This is a genomic window from Lelliottia sp. CFBP8978 (assembly GCF_034046055.2).
Classification (GTDB): domain Bacteria; phylum Pseudomonadota; class Gammaproteobacteria; order Enterobacterales; family Enterobacteriaceae; genus Enterobacter.
Genome location: NZ_CM188253.1, coordinates 4460589 through 4478247 on the forward strand (window position 1 = coordinate 4460589; position 17659 = coordinate 4478247).

Annotated in this window: 16 protein-coding genes; 15 read left to right on the plus strand and 1 reads right to left on the minus strand. The window is 51.9% G+C overall.

What is annotated here, in order from left to right; translation table 11 throughout:
* Positions 1-5: 5 nt before the first annotated feature.
* The 13 genes from asnC (at position 6) to SOM82_RS20985 (ending at position 11452) form a co-directional block, all read left to right on the plus strand.
* Entirely contained in the window at positions 6-464 is a 459-nt protein-coding gene (gene asnC, locus SOM82_RS20925) for a transcriptional regulator AsnC (RefSeq protein ID WP_041689565.1), read from the plus strand.
* An 89-nt stretch (positions 465-553) separates the two neighbouring features.
* Positions 554-1003, plus strand: a complete 450-nt coding sequence (gene mioC / locus SOM82_RS20930; RefSeq protein ID WP_320460587.1) for an FMN-binding protein MioC — start codon at positions 554-556, stop codon at positions 1001-1003.
* Between the two features lie 373 nt (positions 1004-1376).
* Positions 1377-3266, plus strand: a complete 1890-nt coding sequence (gene mnmG / locus SOM82_RS20935; protein WP_320460588.1) for a tRNA uridine-5-carboxymethylaminomethyl(34) synthesis enzyme MnmG — start codon at positions 1377-1379, stop codon at positions 3264-3266.
* Positions 3267-3332: 66 nt separating this feature from the next.
* Positions 3333-3956 (plus strand): 16S rRNA (guanine(527)-N(7))-methyltransferase RsmG, encoded by a 624-nt coding sequence (gene rsmG, locus SOM82_RS20940; RefSeq protein ID WP_320460589.1) that lies wholly within the window; start codon positions 3333-3335, stop codon positions 3954-3956.
* Positions 3957-4573: 617 nt separating this feature from the next.
* Positions 4574-4954: a F0F1 ATP synthase subunit I gene (atpI, locus tag SOM82_RS20945; RefSeq protein ID WP_154128802.1), complete on the plus strand. Its 381-nt coding sequence runs from the start codon at positions 4574-4576 to the stop codon at positions 4952-4954.
* A gap of 8 nt (positions 4955-4962) precedes the next feature.
* Positions 4963-5778, plus strand: a complete 816-nt coding sequence (gene atpB / locus SOM82_RS20950; protein WP_154128801.1) for a F0F1 ATP synthase subunit A — start codon at positions 4963-4965, stop codon at positions 5776-5778.
* Between the two features lie 50 nt (positions 5779-5828).
* The gene (gene atpE / locus SOM82_RS20955) at positions 5829-6068 is read left to right on the plus strand and encodes a F0F1 ATP synthase subunit C (RefSeq protein WP_000429386.1); all 240 of its coding nucleotides are present in this window, start codon (positions 5829-5831) and stop codon (positions 6066-6068) included.
* Positions 6069-6116: 48 nt separating this feature from the next.
* Complete coding sequence (gene atpF / locus SOM82_RS20960; RefSeq protein WP_320460590.1) at positions 6117-6587, plus strand: F0F1 ATP synthase subunit B; 471 nt, start codon at positions 6117-6119, stop codon at positions 6585-6587.
* Positions 6588-6601: 14 nt separating this feature from the next.
* On the plus strand, positions 6602-7135 hold the full coding sequence (atpH, locus tag SOM82_RS20965; protein WP_154128800.1) for a F0F1 ATP synthase subunit delta: 534 nt from the start codon (positions 6602-6604) through the stop codon (positions 7133-7135).
* 12 nt (positions 7136-7147) lie between these two features.
* Positions 7148-8689, plus strand: a complete 1542-nt coding sequence (gene atpA / locus SOM82_RS20970) for a F0F1 ATP synthase subunit alpha (RefSeq protein WP_100778298.1) — start codon at positions 7148-7150, stop codon at positions 8687-8689.
* 50 nt (positions 8690-8739) lie between these two features.
* The gene (gene atpG, locus SOM82_RS20975; RefSeq protein WP_154128799.1) at positions 8740-9603 is read left to right on the plus strand and encodes a F0F1 ATP synthase subunit gamma; all 864 of its coding nucleotides are present in this window, start codon (positions 8740-8742) and stop codon (positions 9601-9603) included.
* 26 nt (positions 9604-9629) lie between these two features.
* On the plus strand, positions 9630-11012 hold the full coding sequence (gene atpD, locus SOM82_RS20980) for a F0F1 ATP synthase subunit beta (RefSeq protein ID WP_137849936.1): 1383 nt from the start codon (positions 9630-9632) through the stop codon (positions 11010-11012).
* A 20-nt stretch (positions 11013-11032) separates the two neighbouring features.
* Positions 11033-11452, plus strand: a complete 420-nt coding sequence (locus SOM82_RS20985) for a F0F1 ATP synthase subunit epsilon (protein WP_100778295.1) — start codon at positions 11033-11035, stop codon at positions 11450-11452.
* A 303-nt stretch (positions 11453-11755) separates the two neighbouring features.
* Here the strand turns inward: SOM82_RS20985 and SOM82_RS20990 are convergent, their stop codons facing one another.
* Positions 11756-13855, minus strand: a complete 2100-nt coding sequence (locus tag SOM82_RS20990; RefSeq protein WP_320460591.1) for a right-handed parallel beta-helix repeat-containing protein — start codon at positions 13853-13855, stop codon at positions 11756-11758.
* A gap of 344 nt (positions 13856-14199) precedes the next feature.
* Here SOM82_RS20990 and glmU point away from each other — a divergent pair, with 344 nt between their 5' ends.
* Positions 14200-15570 (plus strand): bifunctional UDP-N-acetylglucosamine diphosphorylase/glucosamine-1-phosphate N-acetyltransferase GlmU, encoded by a 1371-nt coding sequence (glmU, locus tag SOM82_RS20995; protein ID WP_320460592.1) that lies wholly within the window; start codon positions 14200-14202, stop codon positions 15568-15570.
* A 223-nt stretch (positions 15571-15793) separates the two neighbouring features.
* On the plus strand, positions 15794-17623 hold the full coding sequence (glmS, locus tag SOM82_RS21000) for a glutamine--fructose-6-phosphate transaminase (isomerizing) (protein ID WP_320460593.1): 1830 nt from the start codon (positions 15794-15796) through the stop codon (positions 17621-17623).
* Positions 17624-17659 lie beyond the last annotated feature (36 nt).

The window sequence follows — 17659 nt, forward strand, 5'->3', positions numbered from 1 at the left end:
ATACTATGGAAAATTATCAGATCGATAATCTGGACCGGGGCATCCTGGAGGCATTAATGGCTAATGCGCGTACCGCGTACGCCGAACTGGCTAAACAATTTGGCGTCAGCCCAGGGACGATTCACGTTCGCGTGGAGAAGATGAAGCAGGCGGGGATTATCACCGGGGCGCGGATTGACGTTAGCCCAAAGCAGCTCGGGTATGACGTTTGTTGCTTCATTGGCATTATCCTGAAAAGCGCTAAGGATTATCCCTCTGCACTGGCCCGGCTGGAGAGTCTGGAAGAAGTCACTGAAGCCTATTACACCACCGGCCACTACAGCATCTTTATAAAGGTGATGTGCCGTTCGATCGACGCCCTTCAACAGGTACTTATCAACAAGATCCAAACAATTGATGAAATTCAGTCCACCGAAACGTTGATCTCCCTCCAGAACCCGATTATGCGCACCATCCGCCCATAACGCAGACATTTAATTACCACATTTTCCACAGGTAGATCCCAGCTCGCTCACAGCGTACAATGATCCCCTCTTTATATGAGCGAGCGATCATGGCAGATATTACTCTTATCAGTGGCAGTACTCTTGGCGGTGCAGAATATGTGGCAGAACATCTGGCTGAAAAGCTGGAAGATGCTGGATTCTCAACCGAAACACTGCACGGGCCGTTGCTGGAAGATCTCCCTGCTAATGGGATCTGGCTGTTGATCACCTCAACTCATGGCGCAGGCGATATCCCTGACAACCTTCAGCCTTTATATGATGAGCTGCAGGAACAACAACCAAACCTGGCGGCAGTCCGTTTTGGTGCTATTGGTATCGGCAGTCGAGAATACGACACCTTTTGCGGTGCAGTAGAGAAAGTAGAAGCCGTGATCAAGTCCTGTGGGGCAAAACAGATCGGCGAAACGCTGAAGATCAACATCCTCGATCACGATATTCCGGAGGATCCAGCAGAAGAATGGCTGGGTGAATGGAAAAATTTACTCAAAAACGATTAAAGATCGCGCGATCAGATGTGTATAAGTCTGGTTAAAAGCTTGGGTTAAGCGGTAGTTATCCCAATAACAACCCCTGTTCGGTTTTTAGGCTGTGGATAAGATCGCGATCTAACCCCAGCTTATACGGTCCAGGATCACCGATCATTCACAGCAAACGATCCTTTCTAACCTCATGATCTTTATTATGAGATCCCACTTATCCACACAAAGGTGCGATCCTAATAAGAGATCATAGTAAAACAGATCTCTAAATAAGAAGATCTTCTTTTTAATAGCCAAGATCCCAATGCTTTCTCGAAAGACTAAACTTGAGTAGAATCCACGGCCCGGGCTTAAATCCATTTTCAAACCGCTTTATGCAAGGCAGGAAAGCATGTTTTATCAGGATCCTTTTGACGTCATCATCATTGGCGGGGGTCACGCAGGCACTGAGGCCGCAATGGCCGCAGCGCGTATGGGTCAACAGACCCTGCTTTTGACACACAATATCGACACGCTGGGACAAATGTCCTGTAATCCGGCGATTGGCGGCATTGGGAAAGGACACCTGGTAAAAGAAGTGGACGCACTTGGCGGCCTGATGGCGAAAGCGATCGATCAGGCGGGTATCCAGTTTAGGATACTAAACGCGAGCAAAGGTCCGGCGGTACGAGCCACTCGGGCCCAGGCCGACCGCGTGCTTTACCGTCAGGCAGTCCGCACCGCGCTGGAGAATCAGCCAAACCTGATGATCTTCCAGCAGGCTGTGGAAGATCTTATCGTTGAGAACGATCGCGTTGTCGGTGCCGTGACCCAGATGGGTCTCAAGTTCCGTGCAAAAGCGGTTGTACTGACCGTCGGCACTTTCCTTGACGGCAAAATTCACATTGGTCTGGATAATTACAGCGGTGGACGTGCAGGCGATCCGCCATCCATTCCGCTTTCGCGCCGTCTTCGCGAACTGCCGCTACGCGTCAGTCGTTTGAAAACCGGTACGCCGCCGCGCATTGACGCGCGCACCATTGATTTCAGCGTACTGGCACAGCAGCACGGCGATAATCCGATGCCGGTCTTCTCGTTCATGGGGTCTGCGGCGCAGCATCCGCAGCAAGTGCCGTGTTACATCACGCACACCAACGAGAAAACGCATGATGTGATCCGTAATAACCTCGATCGCAGTCCAATGTATGCCGGCGTGATCGAAGGGATCGGTCCGCGCTATTGCCCGTCGATCGAAGACAAAGTGATGCGATTTGCGGATCGTAATCAGCACCAGATCTTCCTGGAACCGGAAGGCCTGACGTCCAATGAAATTTATCCGAACGGCATCTCCACCAGCCTGCCATTCGATGTGCAGATGCAGATCGTCCGCTCAATGCAGGGCATGGAAAACGCCAAAATTGTTCGTCCTGGCTATGCGATTGAGTACGATTTCTTCGACCCACGCGATCTGAAACCGACGCTGGAAAGCAAATTTATCCAGGGACTGTTCTTTGCGGGCCAGATTAACGGCACCACCGGTTACGAAGAAGCCGCGGCTCAGGGTCTGCTTGCCGGTCTTAACGCCGCACGCTTCTCAGCAGAAAAAGAGGGCTGGGCGCCACGTCGCGATCAGGCCTACCTTGGCGTGCTGGTTGACGATCTTTGCACTCTCGGAACCAAAGAACCGTACCGCATGTTCACCTCTCGTGCGGAATATCGTCTGATGCTGCGTGAAGACAACGCGGATCTACGCCTGACTGAAATGGGTCGCGAACTCGGCCTGGTCGATGACGAACGCTGGGCACGTTTCAACGAAAAACTGGAACGTATCGAAACTGAACGTCAGCGCCTGAAAACATCGTGGGTTAATCCCTCTGCGGATTCCGCTGCCGAAGTGAACGCTCACTTGACTGCTCCTCTCTCACGTGAGGCCAGTGGTGAAGATCTGCTGCGTCGCCCTGAGATGACTTACGAGCAACTGGTTCAAATGACCCCATTTGCACCGGGCCTGGAGGATGCCGAAGCGGCGGAACAGGTTGAAATCCAGGTGAAATACGAAGGTTATATCGCGCGTCAGCAGGATGAGATCGAAAAACAGCAGCGCAACGAGAATACGTTGTTGCCTGCGATGCTGGATTATCGCCAGGTTACCGGGCTGTCTAACGAAGTGATCGCGAAACTGAACGATCATAAACCGGTTTCTATTGGTCAGGCGTCACGCATCTCCGGCGTGACACCTGCAGCCATCTCTATTCTGCTGGTATGGCTGAAAAAACAAGGTATGCTGCGCCGCAGCGCTTAAGTTTAAAATCGTTGCCCGGTCGCATCGTGCTGGCCGGGCCAACAACCCTCTCAACAGGTATTCACTGTGCTCAACAAACTCTCTCGTCTGCTGAATGAAGCAGGTATTTCGCTCACCGATCACCAGAAAAATCAGCTGGTGGCGTATGTCGATATGCTGAACAAATGGAACAAAGCGTATAACCTCACCTCTGTACGCGATCCCAACGAGATGCTGATTCGTCATATCCTCGATAGCATTGTGGTCGCGCCTCATCTGAAGGGGGAGCGTTTTATCGACGTTGGTACAGGACCTGGTCTTCCGGGGATTCCATTGTCCATCGTTCTTCCCGATTGCCACTTCACGCTGCTGGATAGCCTGGGGAAACGCATTCGCTTCTTACGTCAGGTACAGCATGAGCTGAAGCTTGAAAATATTGAGCCGGTACAGAGCAGGGTAGAGGCGTTTCCGTCGGAGCCTCCGTTTGATGGCGTCATTAGCCGCGCGTTTGCTTCGCTCAACGATATGGTCAGCTGGTGTAAGCATCTGCCTGCGCAAGAGGGGCGTTTTTACGCGCTGAAAGGCCTGGTTCCGGAAGATGAAATTGGCCAACTTCCTGAGGGGTATGTTGTCGAATCCATTACCAAACTGAAGGTGCCTCAACTCGACGGTGAGCGTCACTTGGTGATAATTAAGCCAAACAATTTTTAAAAATATCATAAAAAATGTGGAATTTGTGCTGTTCTTAGAGTGTTAAAAAACAGCATCGGGTACGCATTTCCCTGGCGGCAATTTTAACCTCGTTGTTACCAGGGATTTTCTTAGGGTTAACTTAAGAGTGTTTGTTTACCCAATAGATAGTCAACAATGAAAATATCAGCCTGCTAAAAATGGATAAACGGGCATGAATTGTTGATGTTAAATATTTATTAAAAATGTCAATGAAAGGTTTTTATTGTATACAGGGCTGTTTTGAAAATAGTTGCTGTTATTTATCTTTAATATCAGAAAGATGAAATAAATCGATTTATTAATTTGATAAATATGACCTTATCGGAAATGTGCGTTTTGTGATCTCGTGCACGCTTTGTCGCCAATGTTTCCGCGTGGTTTGCAGTTTTGCCCTATAGGTCTCAGTCGGGTAAAAAGTTAAAAAATAGCGCTGGGGAAAAATATTTAAACATTTATTCACCTTTTCGCTACTTAATGTTTGAAATCACGGGGGCGCACCGTATAATTTGTCCGCTTTTTGATGCTTGACTCTGAGCGTTAAAGGACGTTTTATACGACACGCGACATACCTCGAAGGGAGCAGGAGTAAAAACGTGATGTCTGTGTCGCTCTTGAGTCGAAACGTTGCTCGTAAGCTTCTGTTCATTCAGTTACTGGTGGTGATAGCAAGTGGATTGCTGTACTGCCTCAAAGACCCCTTCTGGGGCATCTCCGCTGTGAGTGGAGGTTTGGCTGTCGTTTTGCCAAATATGTTGTTTATGATTTTTGCCTGGCGTCATCAGGCGCATACACCTGCCAAAGGCCGCGTGGCCTGGTCCTTCGCTCTGGGTGAAGTGTGTAAGGTGTTGCTGACCTTTATCTTTCTGGTGGTGGCGCTGGCGGTTTTCAAAGTGGTATTTTTGCCGCTGATAGTGACGTGGGTTTTGGTGCTGGTGGTACAAGTTCTGGCGCCAGCTGTAATCAACAACAAAGGGTAAAAGGCATCATGGCTTCAGAAAATATGACGCCGCAGGATTACATAGGTCACCATCTGACGAATCTTCAGATGGATCTGCGTACATTCTCGCTGGTGGATCCGCATAACCCCCCGGCCACCTTCTGGACGCTCAACATTGACTCCATGTTCTTCTCGGTGGTTTTGGGTCTGTTGTTCCTGGCCATGTTCCGTAGCGTTGCTAAAAAAGCAACCAGCGGCGTTCCAGGGAAATTCCAGACGGCAATCGAATTGGTCATTGGCTTCGTTCATGGCAGCGTTAAAGACATGTACCATGGCAAGAGCAAGCTGATTGCTCCGCTGGCGCTGACTGTATTCGTCTGGGTCTTCCTGATGAACCTGATGGACCTTCTGCCTATCGACTTGCTGCCTTACATCGGCGAGCACGTATTCGGCCTGCCTGCACTGCGTGTGGTTCCGTCAGCTGACGTAAACATCACGCTGTCCATGGCGCTGGGCGTATTCATCCTGATTCTTTTCTACAGCATCAAAATGAAAGGCGTAAGCGGCTTCGTGAAAGAGCTTACCTTGCAGCCGTTCAATCACTGGGCGTTCATTCCAGTCAACCTGATCCTGGAAGGCGTGAGCCTGCTGTCCAAACCGGTTTCACTCGGTCTGCGACTGTTCGGCAACATGTATGCGGGTGAGCTGATTTTCATTCTGATCGCGGGTCTTCTGCCGTGGTGGTCACAGTGGGTTCTGAATGTGCCATGGGCCATTTTCCACATCCTGATCATTACGCTGCAAGCCTTTATCTTCATGGTTCTGACGATCGTCTATCTGTCGATGGCGTCTGAAGAGCACTGATTTTTTTACCACCACTACTACGTTTTTATTGAAACAAACTGGAGACTGTCATGGAAAACCTGAATATGGATCTGCTGTACATGGCTGCCGCTGTGATGATGGGTCTGGCGGCTATCGGTGCTGCGATCGGTATCGGCATCCTCGGGGGCAAATTCCTGGAAGGCGCTGCGCGTCAACCGGATCTGATTCCTCTGCTGCGTACTCAGTTCTTTATCGTTATGGGTCTGGTGGATGCTATCCCGATGATCGCTGTAGGTCTGGGTCTGTACGTGATGTTTGCTGTCGCGTAAGTAGTTGATTAAAAACCCAAGCCACAGAAATTTAAGAGGTATTGTGCTGTGAACATGAACGCAACAATCCTCGGCCAGGCCATCGCGTTTATTCTCTTTGTCTGGTTCTGCATGAAGTATGTATGGCCGCCTTTAATGGCAGCCATCGAGAAACGTCAGAAAGAAATTGCTGACGGTCTGGCTTCTGCAGAGCGCGCTAAGAAAGATTTGGACCTTGCACAGGCCAACGCGACAGACCAGCTGAAAAAAGCGAAAGCGGAAGCTCAGGTAATCATTGAACAGGCTAACAAACGCCGTGCTCAGATCCTGGACGAAGCTAAAGCTGAAGCAGAACAGGAACGTACTAAGATCGTTGCACAGGCTCAGGCTGAAATTGATGCTGAGCGTAAACGTGCTCGTGAAGAACTGCGTAAGCAGGTTGCGATTCTGGCTGTTGCTGGCGCCGAGAAGATCATCGAACGTTCCGTGGATGAAGCTGCTAATAGCGACATCGTGGACAAACTTGTCGCTGAACTGTAAGGAGGGAGGGGCTGATGTCTGAATTTGTTACGGTAGCTCGCCCCTACGCCAAAGCAGCTTTTGACTTTGCTGTCGAACACCAAAATGTCGATCGCTGGCAGGATATGCTGGCGTTTGCCGCCGAGGTAACGAAAAACGAGCAAGTGGCTGAGATGCTTTCCGGTGCATTAGCACCAGAAACCCTTGCTGCATCGTTTATCGCCATTTGCGGTGAGCAACTGGATGACAACGGCCAGAACCTGATTAAGGTCATGGCTGAGAATGGTCGTCTGCGCGTGCTCCCGGATGTTCTCGAGCAGTTTGAGCACTTACGTGCCCTCAGTGAAGCTACTGCCGAAGTCGAAGTGACCTCGGCAAACAAACTGAGTGAAGAACAGCTTGCGAAGATTACTGCCGCGATGGAAAAACGTCTGTCACGCAAAGTTAAGCTGAATTGCAAAATCGATAAGTCTGTAATGGCAGGCGTAATCATCCGTGCGGGTGATATGGTCATTGATGGCAGCGTACGCGGCCGTCTTGAGCGCCTTGCAGACGTCTTGCAGTCTTAAGGGGACTGGAGCATGCAACTGAATTCCACCGAAATCAGCGAACTGATCAAGCAGCGCATTGCTCAGTTCAGTGTTGTGAGTGAAGCTCACAACGAAGGTACTATTGTTTCTGTAAGTGACGGTGTTATCCGCATCCACGGCCTGGCCGATTGTATGCAGGGTGAGATGATTTCCCTTCCGGGTAACCGTTACGCTATCGCACTGAACCTGGAGCGCGACTCCGTGGGTGCTGTTGTGATGGGCCCGTACGCTGACCTTGCTGAAGGCATGAAGGTCAAATGTACTGGTCGTATTCTTGAAGTTCCAGTCGGCCGTGGCCTGCTGGGTCGCGTGGTGAACACCCTGGGTGCGCCAATTGACGGTAAAGGTCCGGTTGATAACGATGGCTTCTCGCCAATCGAAGTTATCGCACCGGGCGTAATCGAACGTCAGTCAGTCGATCAGCCCGTACAGACCGGTTATAAATCCGTTGATGCCATGATCCCAATTGGTCGTGGTCAGCGTGAACTGATCATCGGTGACCGTCAGACCGGTAAAACCGCGATGGCAATCGATGCGATCATCAACCAGCGCGACTCCGGTATCAAATGTGTGTACGTGGCTATTGGCCAGAAAGCGTCCACCATTTCTAACGTGGTTCGCAAACTGGAAGAGCACGGCGCGTTGTCAAACACCATTGTGGTGGTTGCAACGGCTTCTGAATCCGCAGCACTGCAATACCTGGCTCCTTATGCTGGTTGCGCAATGGGCGAATACTTCCGTGACCGCGGTGAAGATGCTCTGATCGTTTATGATGACCTGTCTAAACAGGCTGTTGCTTACCGTCAGGTTTCCCTGCTGCTCCGTCGTCCACCAGGACGTGAAGCATTCCCGGGCGACGTATTTTACCTCCACTCCCGTCTTCTGGAGCGCGCATCCCGCGTTAACGCGGAATACGTTGAGAAATTCACCAATGGTGAAGTAAAAGGTAAAACCGGCTCCCTGACTGCTCTGCCGATTATCGAAACCCAGGCGGGTGACGTTTCAGCGTTCGTTCCGACTAACGTAATTTCGATTACTGATGGTCAGATCTTCCTGGAAACGAACCTGTTCAACTCCGGTATTCGTCCAGCGGTTAACCCGGGTATCTCCGTATCCCGTGTTGGTGGTGCTGCTCAGACCAAGATCATCAAGAAATTGTCCGGTGGTATCCGTACCGCGCTGGCACAGTATCGTGAACTGGCTGCGTTTTCGCAGTTCGCTTCCGATCTGGATGAAGCGACCCGTAAGCAATTGAGCCATGGTCAGAAAGTGACCGAGCTGCTGAAACAGAAACAGTATGCCCCAATGTCTGTAGCACAACAGGGTCTGGTGCTGTTCGCGGCTGAACGCGGTTACCTCGAAGATGTGGAACTGGCGAAAATCGGTAGCTTCGAAGCCGCTCTGCTGGCTTACGTTGACCGTGATCACGCTCCGCTGATGCAAGAGATCAACCAGTCCGGTGGCTATAACGACGAAATCGAAGGCAAGCTGAAAGCTATCCTCGATTCCTTCAAAGCAACCCAGTCCTGGTAACGTCCGGCGGCTTGTCTTAGGACAGGCCGCAAGGCATTGAGGAGAAGCTCATGGCCGGCGCAAAAGAGATACGTAGTAAGATCGCAAGCGTCCAGAATACGCAGAAGATCACTAAAGCGATGGAAATGGTCGCCGCTTCCAAAATGCGTAAATCGCAGGATCGCATGGCGGCCAGCCGTCCTTATGCAGATACCATGCGCAAAGTGATTGGTCACCTTGCGAACGGTAATCTGGAATATAAGCATCCTTACCTGGAAGAACGCGACGTTAAACGCGTGGGCTACCTGGTGGTGTCTACCGACCGTGGTCTGTGCGGTGGCTTGAACATTAACCTGTTCAAAAAGCTGCTGGCGGATATGAAAGTCTGGTCCGACAAAGGCGTTCAGAGCGATATCGCGATGATCGGCTCCAAGGGCGTGTCTTTCTTTAATTCAGTGGGTGGCAATATTGTCGCTCAGGTGACCGGCATGGGTGATAACCCGTCCCTGTCCGAACTGATCGGCCCGGTTAAAGTGATGTTGCAGGCCTATGATGAAGGCCGTCTGGACAGGCTGTACATTGTCAGCAACAAATTTATTAACACCATGTCTCAGGTTCCGACCCTCACTCAGCTGCTGCCTTTACCGGCTTCAGAAGATGATGAGCTGAAGCAGAAAGCCTGGGATTACCTGTATGAACCCGATCCGAAACCGCTGCTGGATACCCTGCTGCGCCGTTACGTTGAATCTCAGGTTTATCAGGGCGTGGTAGAAAACCTGGCCAGCGAGCAGGCCGCACGTATGGTGGCGATGAAAGCCGCGACCGACAATGGCGGCAGCCTGATTAAAGAGCTGCAGTTGGTATACAACAAAGCTCGTCAGGCCAGCATTACTCAGGAACTCACCGAAATTGTCGGTGGTGCATCCGCGGTATAACCAGGTTAATTCGTAGAGGATTCAAGATGGCTACTGGAAAAATTGTCCAGGTAATCGGCGCCGTGGTTGACGTCGAATTCCCTCAGGATGCCGTACCGCGCGTGTACGATGCTCTTGAGGTTCAGAATGGTAATGAGAGCCTGGTGCTGGAAGTTCAGCAGCAGCTCGGTGGTGGTATCGTGCGTACCATCGCCATGGGTTCTTCCGACGGTCTGCGTCGTGGTCTGGAAGTAAAAGACCTTGAGCACCCGATCGAAGTCCCGGTTGGTAAAGCAACGCTGGGTCGTATCATGAACGTGCTGGGTCAGCCAATCGACATGAAAGGCGACATCGGTGAAGAAGACCGTTGGGCGATCCACCGTGCAGCACCTTCCTATGAAGAGCTGTCTAGCTCTCAGGAACTGCTGGAAACCGGCATCAAAGTTATCGACCTGATGTGTCCGTTCGCTAAGGGCGGTAAAGTCGGTCTGTTCGGCGGTGCGGGTGTAGGTAAAACCGTAAACATGATGGAGCTGATCCGTAACATCGCGATCGAACACTCCGGTTACTCCGTGTTTGCAGGCGTGGGTGAGCGTACTCGTGAGGGTAACGACTTCTACCACGAAATGACCGACTCTAACGTTCTGGATAAAGTATCCCTGGTTTATGGCCAGATGAACGAGCCGCCAGGAAACCGTCTGCGCGTGGCACTGACCGGCCTGACTATGGCTGAGAAGTTCCGTGACGAAGGTCGTGACGTACTGCTGTTCGTGGATAACATCTATCGTTATACCCTGGCCGGTACAGAAGTTTCTGCACTGCTGGGTCGTATGCCTTCAGCGGTAGGTTATCAGCCGACTCTGGCGGAAGAGATGGGCGTTCTGCAGGAACGTATCACTTCAACCAAAACCGGTTCTATCACCTCCGTACAGGCGGTATACGTCCCTGCGGATGACTTGACTGACCCATCACCAGCCACCACCTTTGCTCACTTAGATGCAACCGTGGTACTGAGCCGTCAGATCGCGTCTCTGGGTATCTACCCGGCCGTTGACCCGCTGGATTCTACCAGCCGTCAGCTGGATCCACTGGTTGTTGGTCAGGAACACTACGACACCGCGCGTGGCGTACAGTCCCTGCTGCAACGTTACCAGGAACTGAAAGACATCATCGCCATCCTGGGTATGGATGAGCTGTCTGAAGAAGACAAACTGGTGGTAGCTCGCGCTCGTAAGATTCAGCGCTTCCTGTCCCAGCCATTCTTCGTTGCGGAAGTATTCACCGGTTCACCGGGTAAATACGTTTCCCTGAAAGACACCATCCGTGGCTTTAAAGGCATCATGGAAGGCGAATACGATCACCTGCCAGAGCAGGCGTTCTACATGGTTGGTTCCATCGACGAAGCCGTGGAAAAAGCCAAAAAACTTTAACGCCTTAATCGGAGGGTGATATGGCAATGACTTACCACCTGGACGTCGTCAGCGCAGAGCAACAGTTGTTCTCTGGTCTGGTCGAGAAAATCCAGGTAACGGGTAGTGAAGGTGAACTGGGTATTTTCCCAGGGCACGCACCGCTGCTCACCGCCATTAAGCCTGGTATGATCCGCATCGTAAAACAGTTCGGTCACGAAGAGTTTATCTACCTGTCCGGCGGCATGATTGAAGTGCAGCCTGGCAGTGTGACCGTTCTTGCTGATACCGCTATTCGTGGCCAGGATCTCGACGAAGCGCGAGCTCTGGAAGCGAAGCGTAAAGCAGAAGAGCATATTAAGAGCTCTCACGGCGACGTGGATTACGCACAGGCCTCAGCTGAGCTGGCCAAAGCGATCGCGAAACTGCGCGTTATCGAGTTGACCAAAAAAGCGATGTAACACCGGCTTGAAAAGCACAAAAGCCAGTCTGGATCCCAGACTGGCTTTTTTTATGGCTGCGTTTCAAAATTTATGGAACTGAAAAGCTGTTTTATTATTTTGTGATTATCGTCACAAAAATATTGATCGGTGTAATTTTGAGGAGTAGACTTCTTTTTGTGATGTGTGTCACATAATTAACTCCAACAAAATTGGGATACCAACATGAAACTGATCAACAAAGTCATCGCTCTTTTCAGCAACATGAACGTCTCTTTCGGCACGTTCAATCTGTAATCCGCTGTATGCCGAGTGGCGCCACGCTTACCGTTGTGTGATAAGCGAAGCGCCCTCCGGCAGCACCTCTCCTCTGCTGTTCACGCTTTTCCCCTGTTCGATAAAATAATTCGTCTCATCAATATTACCGATAACGGCGTCGTTATAACGGCCGGGTTGCGTGCGCACCGATTTATTCCCCGTGAAAATTCCCTGCGTTGAAGGATCGCCATAGGGACTCGGACGGAAGATAAAGTTAAAGCGCTGGTTGTCTATCGCCACGTTGTTCGCCACGACCAGTTTGCCTGGATTGAAGTTGTCGGTAAAACCATCCAGATGATTCCCTTCCGCCTTGCTGTTACGCACTTCATGCGCCACCGGTTGCCCTTCTCCCCCAAGCTTAAAGCCGTTGCTGGTGTTATTACGGGCGATAGAGTTCTCGATCACCACAACCCCGTTCGCGCCGTCTTCTATCTTATTGAACAGGTCGAAACCGTCGTCAATGTTGTCATGGGAATAGCAATTTTCAAGACGGTTGCCCTCACCAACACGCATTTTCACTGCAAATCCGTCGGCATTAATCTTGCCCGGATCTTCGTTTGCGTAAGATTCTGAATCGACAACCCGGTTATAGCTGGCCCACAGCGGTCGACCAACGTTATCCGGAGAAGAAATCTGAATACCTGTGTCATCGTTACGATATGCGGTAACGTTCTCAATCAGATTATGGCTTCCCTGCACGCGCAGGCTCTTGTCAGTGATTTCGATCCCTTTAATGTGCCAGTAGCTGGCATCCACCAGCAGCCCATGGATAACCGCTTTGCCGTCGGCTTGCAGCGTTTTCATCTTTTCTGCGCTGCCACTGGCGGCGAGAGGAATATCGCTGCGCGGATAATCGCCGTCTGCCAGCATGATTTTGCCACCCGGTGCGAGAAGGCTGATGGCGGTCGCTAAATCCATCGGAGAAGTGAGTGTTCCCTTACCCTCCGCTGTCCCTTCCGGCGACACATATAATATCGTTGCCGTTACGCCAGTGACTCTCTCAACGCTAAATTCCTGGTATACCGGTTCGCCGCGGGTGGGGGTAAAGGTCATGCGGAAAAGGTTATCGCGAGCCAGTGTCGCAGGAACGGAGTACATCTCTCCAGCCTTGATGGTTTTCTCATTGCCGATCACCACTTCATTTTGTCGAAGGCTGAACACGCCATCGTAATTGGCTCGGGCTTGCACCAGATACTCTTCGGAAGTGCTTTTACTGGCAGAGGTCAACTGGACAACGGCTGGCAGGGCTTTAGGCTGCCAGGGTTTACCAGCCACAGTCTGCGCGGCAGATGTTGTGAGGGAGGCGTTACTGACGGTGATTTTGGCATTACGTGATGCGAAAAAGCCAACGTAATAGTGATCCTGATTTTGTACGGAGATCAGGTCGGCACGCGGCACACTTTGGCTGACCCATGCATCGCTGTTGACGGGTGCCCAGGCGGTGATGAAACCGTCATTGGTTCTTTGCAGCTTCAGACGAAATTCAGGCGTCTGGCTTAAATCGACCTCTTCCTTATAACTCTGTTTTTTGATCGCCGCCCCCGCATTCCCCCACGGACGTGAAACCCCTTCACGGGTGATCGCCTGCATTTTAACCCGCTGGTGGTCCTTTTTATCCTGCGTCATAATGGCGTTCATCACCAGATTCGACGCCGCCGGAAACTCTTCATAACCTTCTTTGAGTGGCTGCTGGCGCGGCACGCCAATCACATCGCGAACCAGCAATCCGGCCCCTTCCTGAGCGGCTGGTTTAGCGCCATTTTCCGGGCCAAACTGATCGACTTTAACCGTAGCCTGTAAGACGAAATTCTCGCTGGTGGGGAGTTCGGTATAGAAAAAGGTTAACCCATCGTGAGAATTGGCAATCTTGCCGCCACGGCTTTCAAGGGTGACAGGTTTTGTGAGGTCGGCTGAATCCTGCGGTGTCAGGATTTTTCCGTCGATCGTCACGTCGTTAACGCCCACTTTCTCAGGTAATACGTTTGACGAAAAATTCACGTCTGTCGATTGCCCAAAGGCAATGGCTTTCCAGACGAGCTGCGGTTCAGCCGCATGGGTGACAAAGGAGCTACACATCATTAGGGCCAGAGGGATTTTATAATTCATCTTATTCTCCTGATTGATAATTGAGCGCCATTATCATCAAGATGAAACGCCGTTTCTTTTTTGGGTGTCACAATATTGAACAATTAAAACGGTGTTTTGTTTTATAGGGATCTTTATTCATGAGACGAAAAAATAGCTAACCTGTTGTGAACGCTTGCGACTTACCGCAAGAAAGCTATTTTCCAGAGAAAAAGTGATTTACTCTGCCCCTAAATCTATCCTCAAATAGCCGATAACGACTGATGTTGAGCGTTTTACCAGCAGCCCATTTTATGGCGCAAAATATGTAGAATTTTCAACGTCAAAGGGTTTTACTTCACACTCAAATTACAGTCAGGACGCGTATGTTGAATAATACGATGAGCGTGGTCATCCTTGCCGCAGGCAAAGGGACACGTATGTATTCCGATCTTCCAAAGGTGCTACACACGCTGGCAGGAAAGCCAATGGTGCAGCATGTCATTGATGCTGCAGGCGAACTTGGCGCCAACAAGGTCCATCTGGTCTATGGTCATGGCGGCGATTTGCTCAAACAAACGCTGAATGACGATAAACTCAACTGGGTGCTCCAGGCAGAACAATTGGGTACCGGCCATGCGATGCAGCAGGCTGCGCCATTCTTTGCTGATGACGAAGACATTCTGATGCTTTACGGCGATGTCCCGCTGATTGCCGTCGAAACACTCACTCGCCTGCGTGCAGCCAAACCGCAGGGTGGCATTGGGCTACTGACTGTTAAACTGGATGATCCGACAGGCTATGGCCGTATCACCCGTGAAAACGGCAAAGTGACTGGCATCGTCGAGCATAAAGATGCCTCCGACGAGCAGCGTCAGATTCAGGAAATCAATACCGGCATTCTGATCGCTAACGGCGCGGATCTGAAACGCTGGCTGGCAAAACTGACCAACAACAATGCCCAGGGTGAATATTACATCACCGATATCATTGCGCTGGCGCACCGCGAAGGGCATGAGATCGTGGCAGTTCACCCCGACCGTCTGAGCGAAGTCGAAGGCGTCAACAACCGCCTGCAGTTGGCTCGTCTTGAGCGCGTTTACCAGGCCGAGCAGGCAGAAAAACTGCTGCTGGCTGGCGTAATGCTGCGCGATCCGGCGCGTTTTGATCTGCGCGGGGCGCTGATTCACGGGCGCGATGTGGAAATCGACACTAACGTTATTATTGAAGGCCGCGTCACGCTGGGCCATCGCGTCAAAATTGGTGCGGGATGCGTGATTAAAAACAGCATGATTGGCGATGATTGCGAAATCAGCCCGTACAGCGTGGTGGAAGATGCGCATCTGGAAGCGGCTTGCACTATTGGCCCGTTCGCGCGTCTGCGTCCGGGTGCAGAGCTGCTGGAAGGTGCGCACGTCGGCAACTTTGTCGAGATGAAAAAAGCGCGTCTGGGCAAAGGCTCCAAAGCCGGTCATTTGAGCTATCTCGGCGACGCGGAAATCGGCGACAACGTCAATATCGGTGCGGGTACTATCACCTGTAACTACGATGGCGCGAACAAGTTTAAAACCATTATCGGCAACGATGTGTTTGTCGGCTCCGATACGCAGCTGGTGGCGCCGGTCACGGTCGGCCACGGCGCAACTATCGCCGCCGGAACGACCGTGACGCGCGATGTGGCGGACAATGAGCTGGTGCTCAGCCGCGTACCGCAGGTTCACAAGCAAGGCTGGCGGCGTCCGGTGAAGAAGAAGTAAGTATTTCATCCCTCGCCCTTTTGGGAGAGGGACAGAGTGAGGGGATAACATAATCCCCCGCTCAAAGGCAGTACCTATAACAATATCCCCACTCTCTACAAGGCTCGGGGCGCCCGAAAAGGGCTTAGCCCGTCGAATTTTGCGCGGTAAAAGCGTGAAAACGAAGGGAAAATACAGATCAGCGACAACGCATGGCATAACGCCATAATCAGGAAATCTAACTATGTGTGGAATTGTTGGCGCAGTTGCGCAGCGTGATATTGCTGAAATCCTTCTCGAAGGACTACGTCGTCTGGAATACCGTGGCTACGACTCTGCCGGCCTGGCAGTGGTTGATGCAGAAGGGCATATGACCCGTCTGCGCCGTCTCGGTAAAGTGCAAATGCTCGCGCAAGCGGCGGAAGAAACGCCACTCCACGGCGGGACCGGTATTGCGCACACCCGCTGGGCGACGCATGGCGAACCCTCGGAAGGGAACGCACACCCGCATGTGTCTGAACACATCGTGGTCGTGCATAACGGCATTATCGAAAACCACGAACCGCTGCGCGAAGAGCTGAAAGCGCGTGGCTACACTTTTGTTTCTGAAACCGACACCGAAGTTATCGCGCATCTGGTTCACTGGGAACTGGCACAGGGCGGTACGCTGCGTGAAGCGGTGCTGCGCGCTATTCCACAGCTGCGTGGCGCATACGGTACGGTGATCATGGATTCCCGCGATCCGAGCACGCTGCTGGCAGCGCGTTCCGGTAGCCCGATGGTTATCGGTATGGGGATGGGCGAGAACTTTATCGCTTCCGATCAGCTGGCGCTGCTGCCGGTGACTCGTCGCTTTATCTTCCTGGAAGAGGGTGACATCGCAGAAGTGACACGTCGTAGCGTAACGGTATTCGATAAATCTGGCGCGCAAGTTAAGCGTCAGGAGATTGAGTCCAGTCTGCAATACGATGCGGGCGACAAAGGCGCGTATCGTCACTACATGCAGAAAGAGATTTACGAGCAGCCGAACGCGATCAAGAACACCCTGACCGGGCGTATCAGCCACGGCGAGGTGGATCTCAGCGAGCTGGGCGCTAACGCCAACGAAATGCTGGCCAACGTCGAGCATATTCAGATTGTGGCCTGCGGGACCTCTTACAACTCGGGGATGGTGTCGCGCTACTGGTTTGAAGCGCTGGCGGGCGTACCGTGCGATGTCGAAATCGCCTCGGAATTCCGCTATCGCAAATCCGCTGTGCGCCGCAACAGCCTGATGATCACGCTGTCTCAGTCCGGTGAAACAGCAGATACGCTGGCTGCGCTGCGTCTGTCTAAAGAGCTGGGCTACCTTGGCTCGCTGGCGATTTGTAATGTGCCGGGCTCTTCACTGGTGCGCGAATCCGATCTGGCGTTGATGACCAACGCCGGAACCGAAATCGGCGTGGCATCGACCAAAGCATTCACGACTCAGCTGACTGTGCTGTTGATGCTGGTGGCGAAACTGGCGCGTCTGAAAGGGCAAGATGCCTCTGTTGAGCATGATATCGTGCATGGTCTGCAGGCATTGCCGAGCCGCATCGAGCAGATGTTGTCGCAGGATAAGCGCATTGAAGCTCTGGCTGAAGATTTCTCGGATAAACACCACGCGCTGTTCCTTGGCCGCGGCGATCAGTACCCTATCGCGCTGGAAGGCGCGCTGAAGCTGAAAGAGATCTCGTATATTCATGCGGAAGCGTACGCTGCAGGTGAGCTGAAACACGGCCCACTGGCGTTGATTGATGCGGATATGCCGGTCATTGTGGTTGCACCGAACAACGAACTGCTGGAAAAACTGAAATCGAACATCGAAGAAGTGCGCGCCCGTGGCGGCCAGCTGTATGTCTTCGCCGATCAGGATGCCGGTTTCACCAGCAACGACAACATGCATATCATTGAGATGCCGCATGTAGAAGAAGTGATTGCCCCAATCTTCTATACCGTTCCGCTGCAGCTTTTGGCTTATCACGTCGCGCTGATCAAAGGCACCGACGTTGACCAGCCGCGTAACCTGGCGAAGTCTGTTACCGTCGAATAATCCCTTCAGGCTCCACCTTCGGGTGGAGCTTTTTTA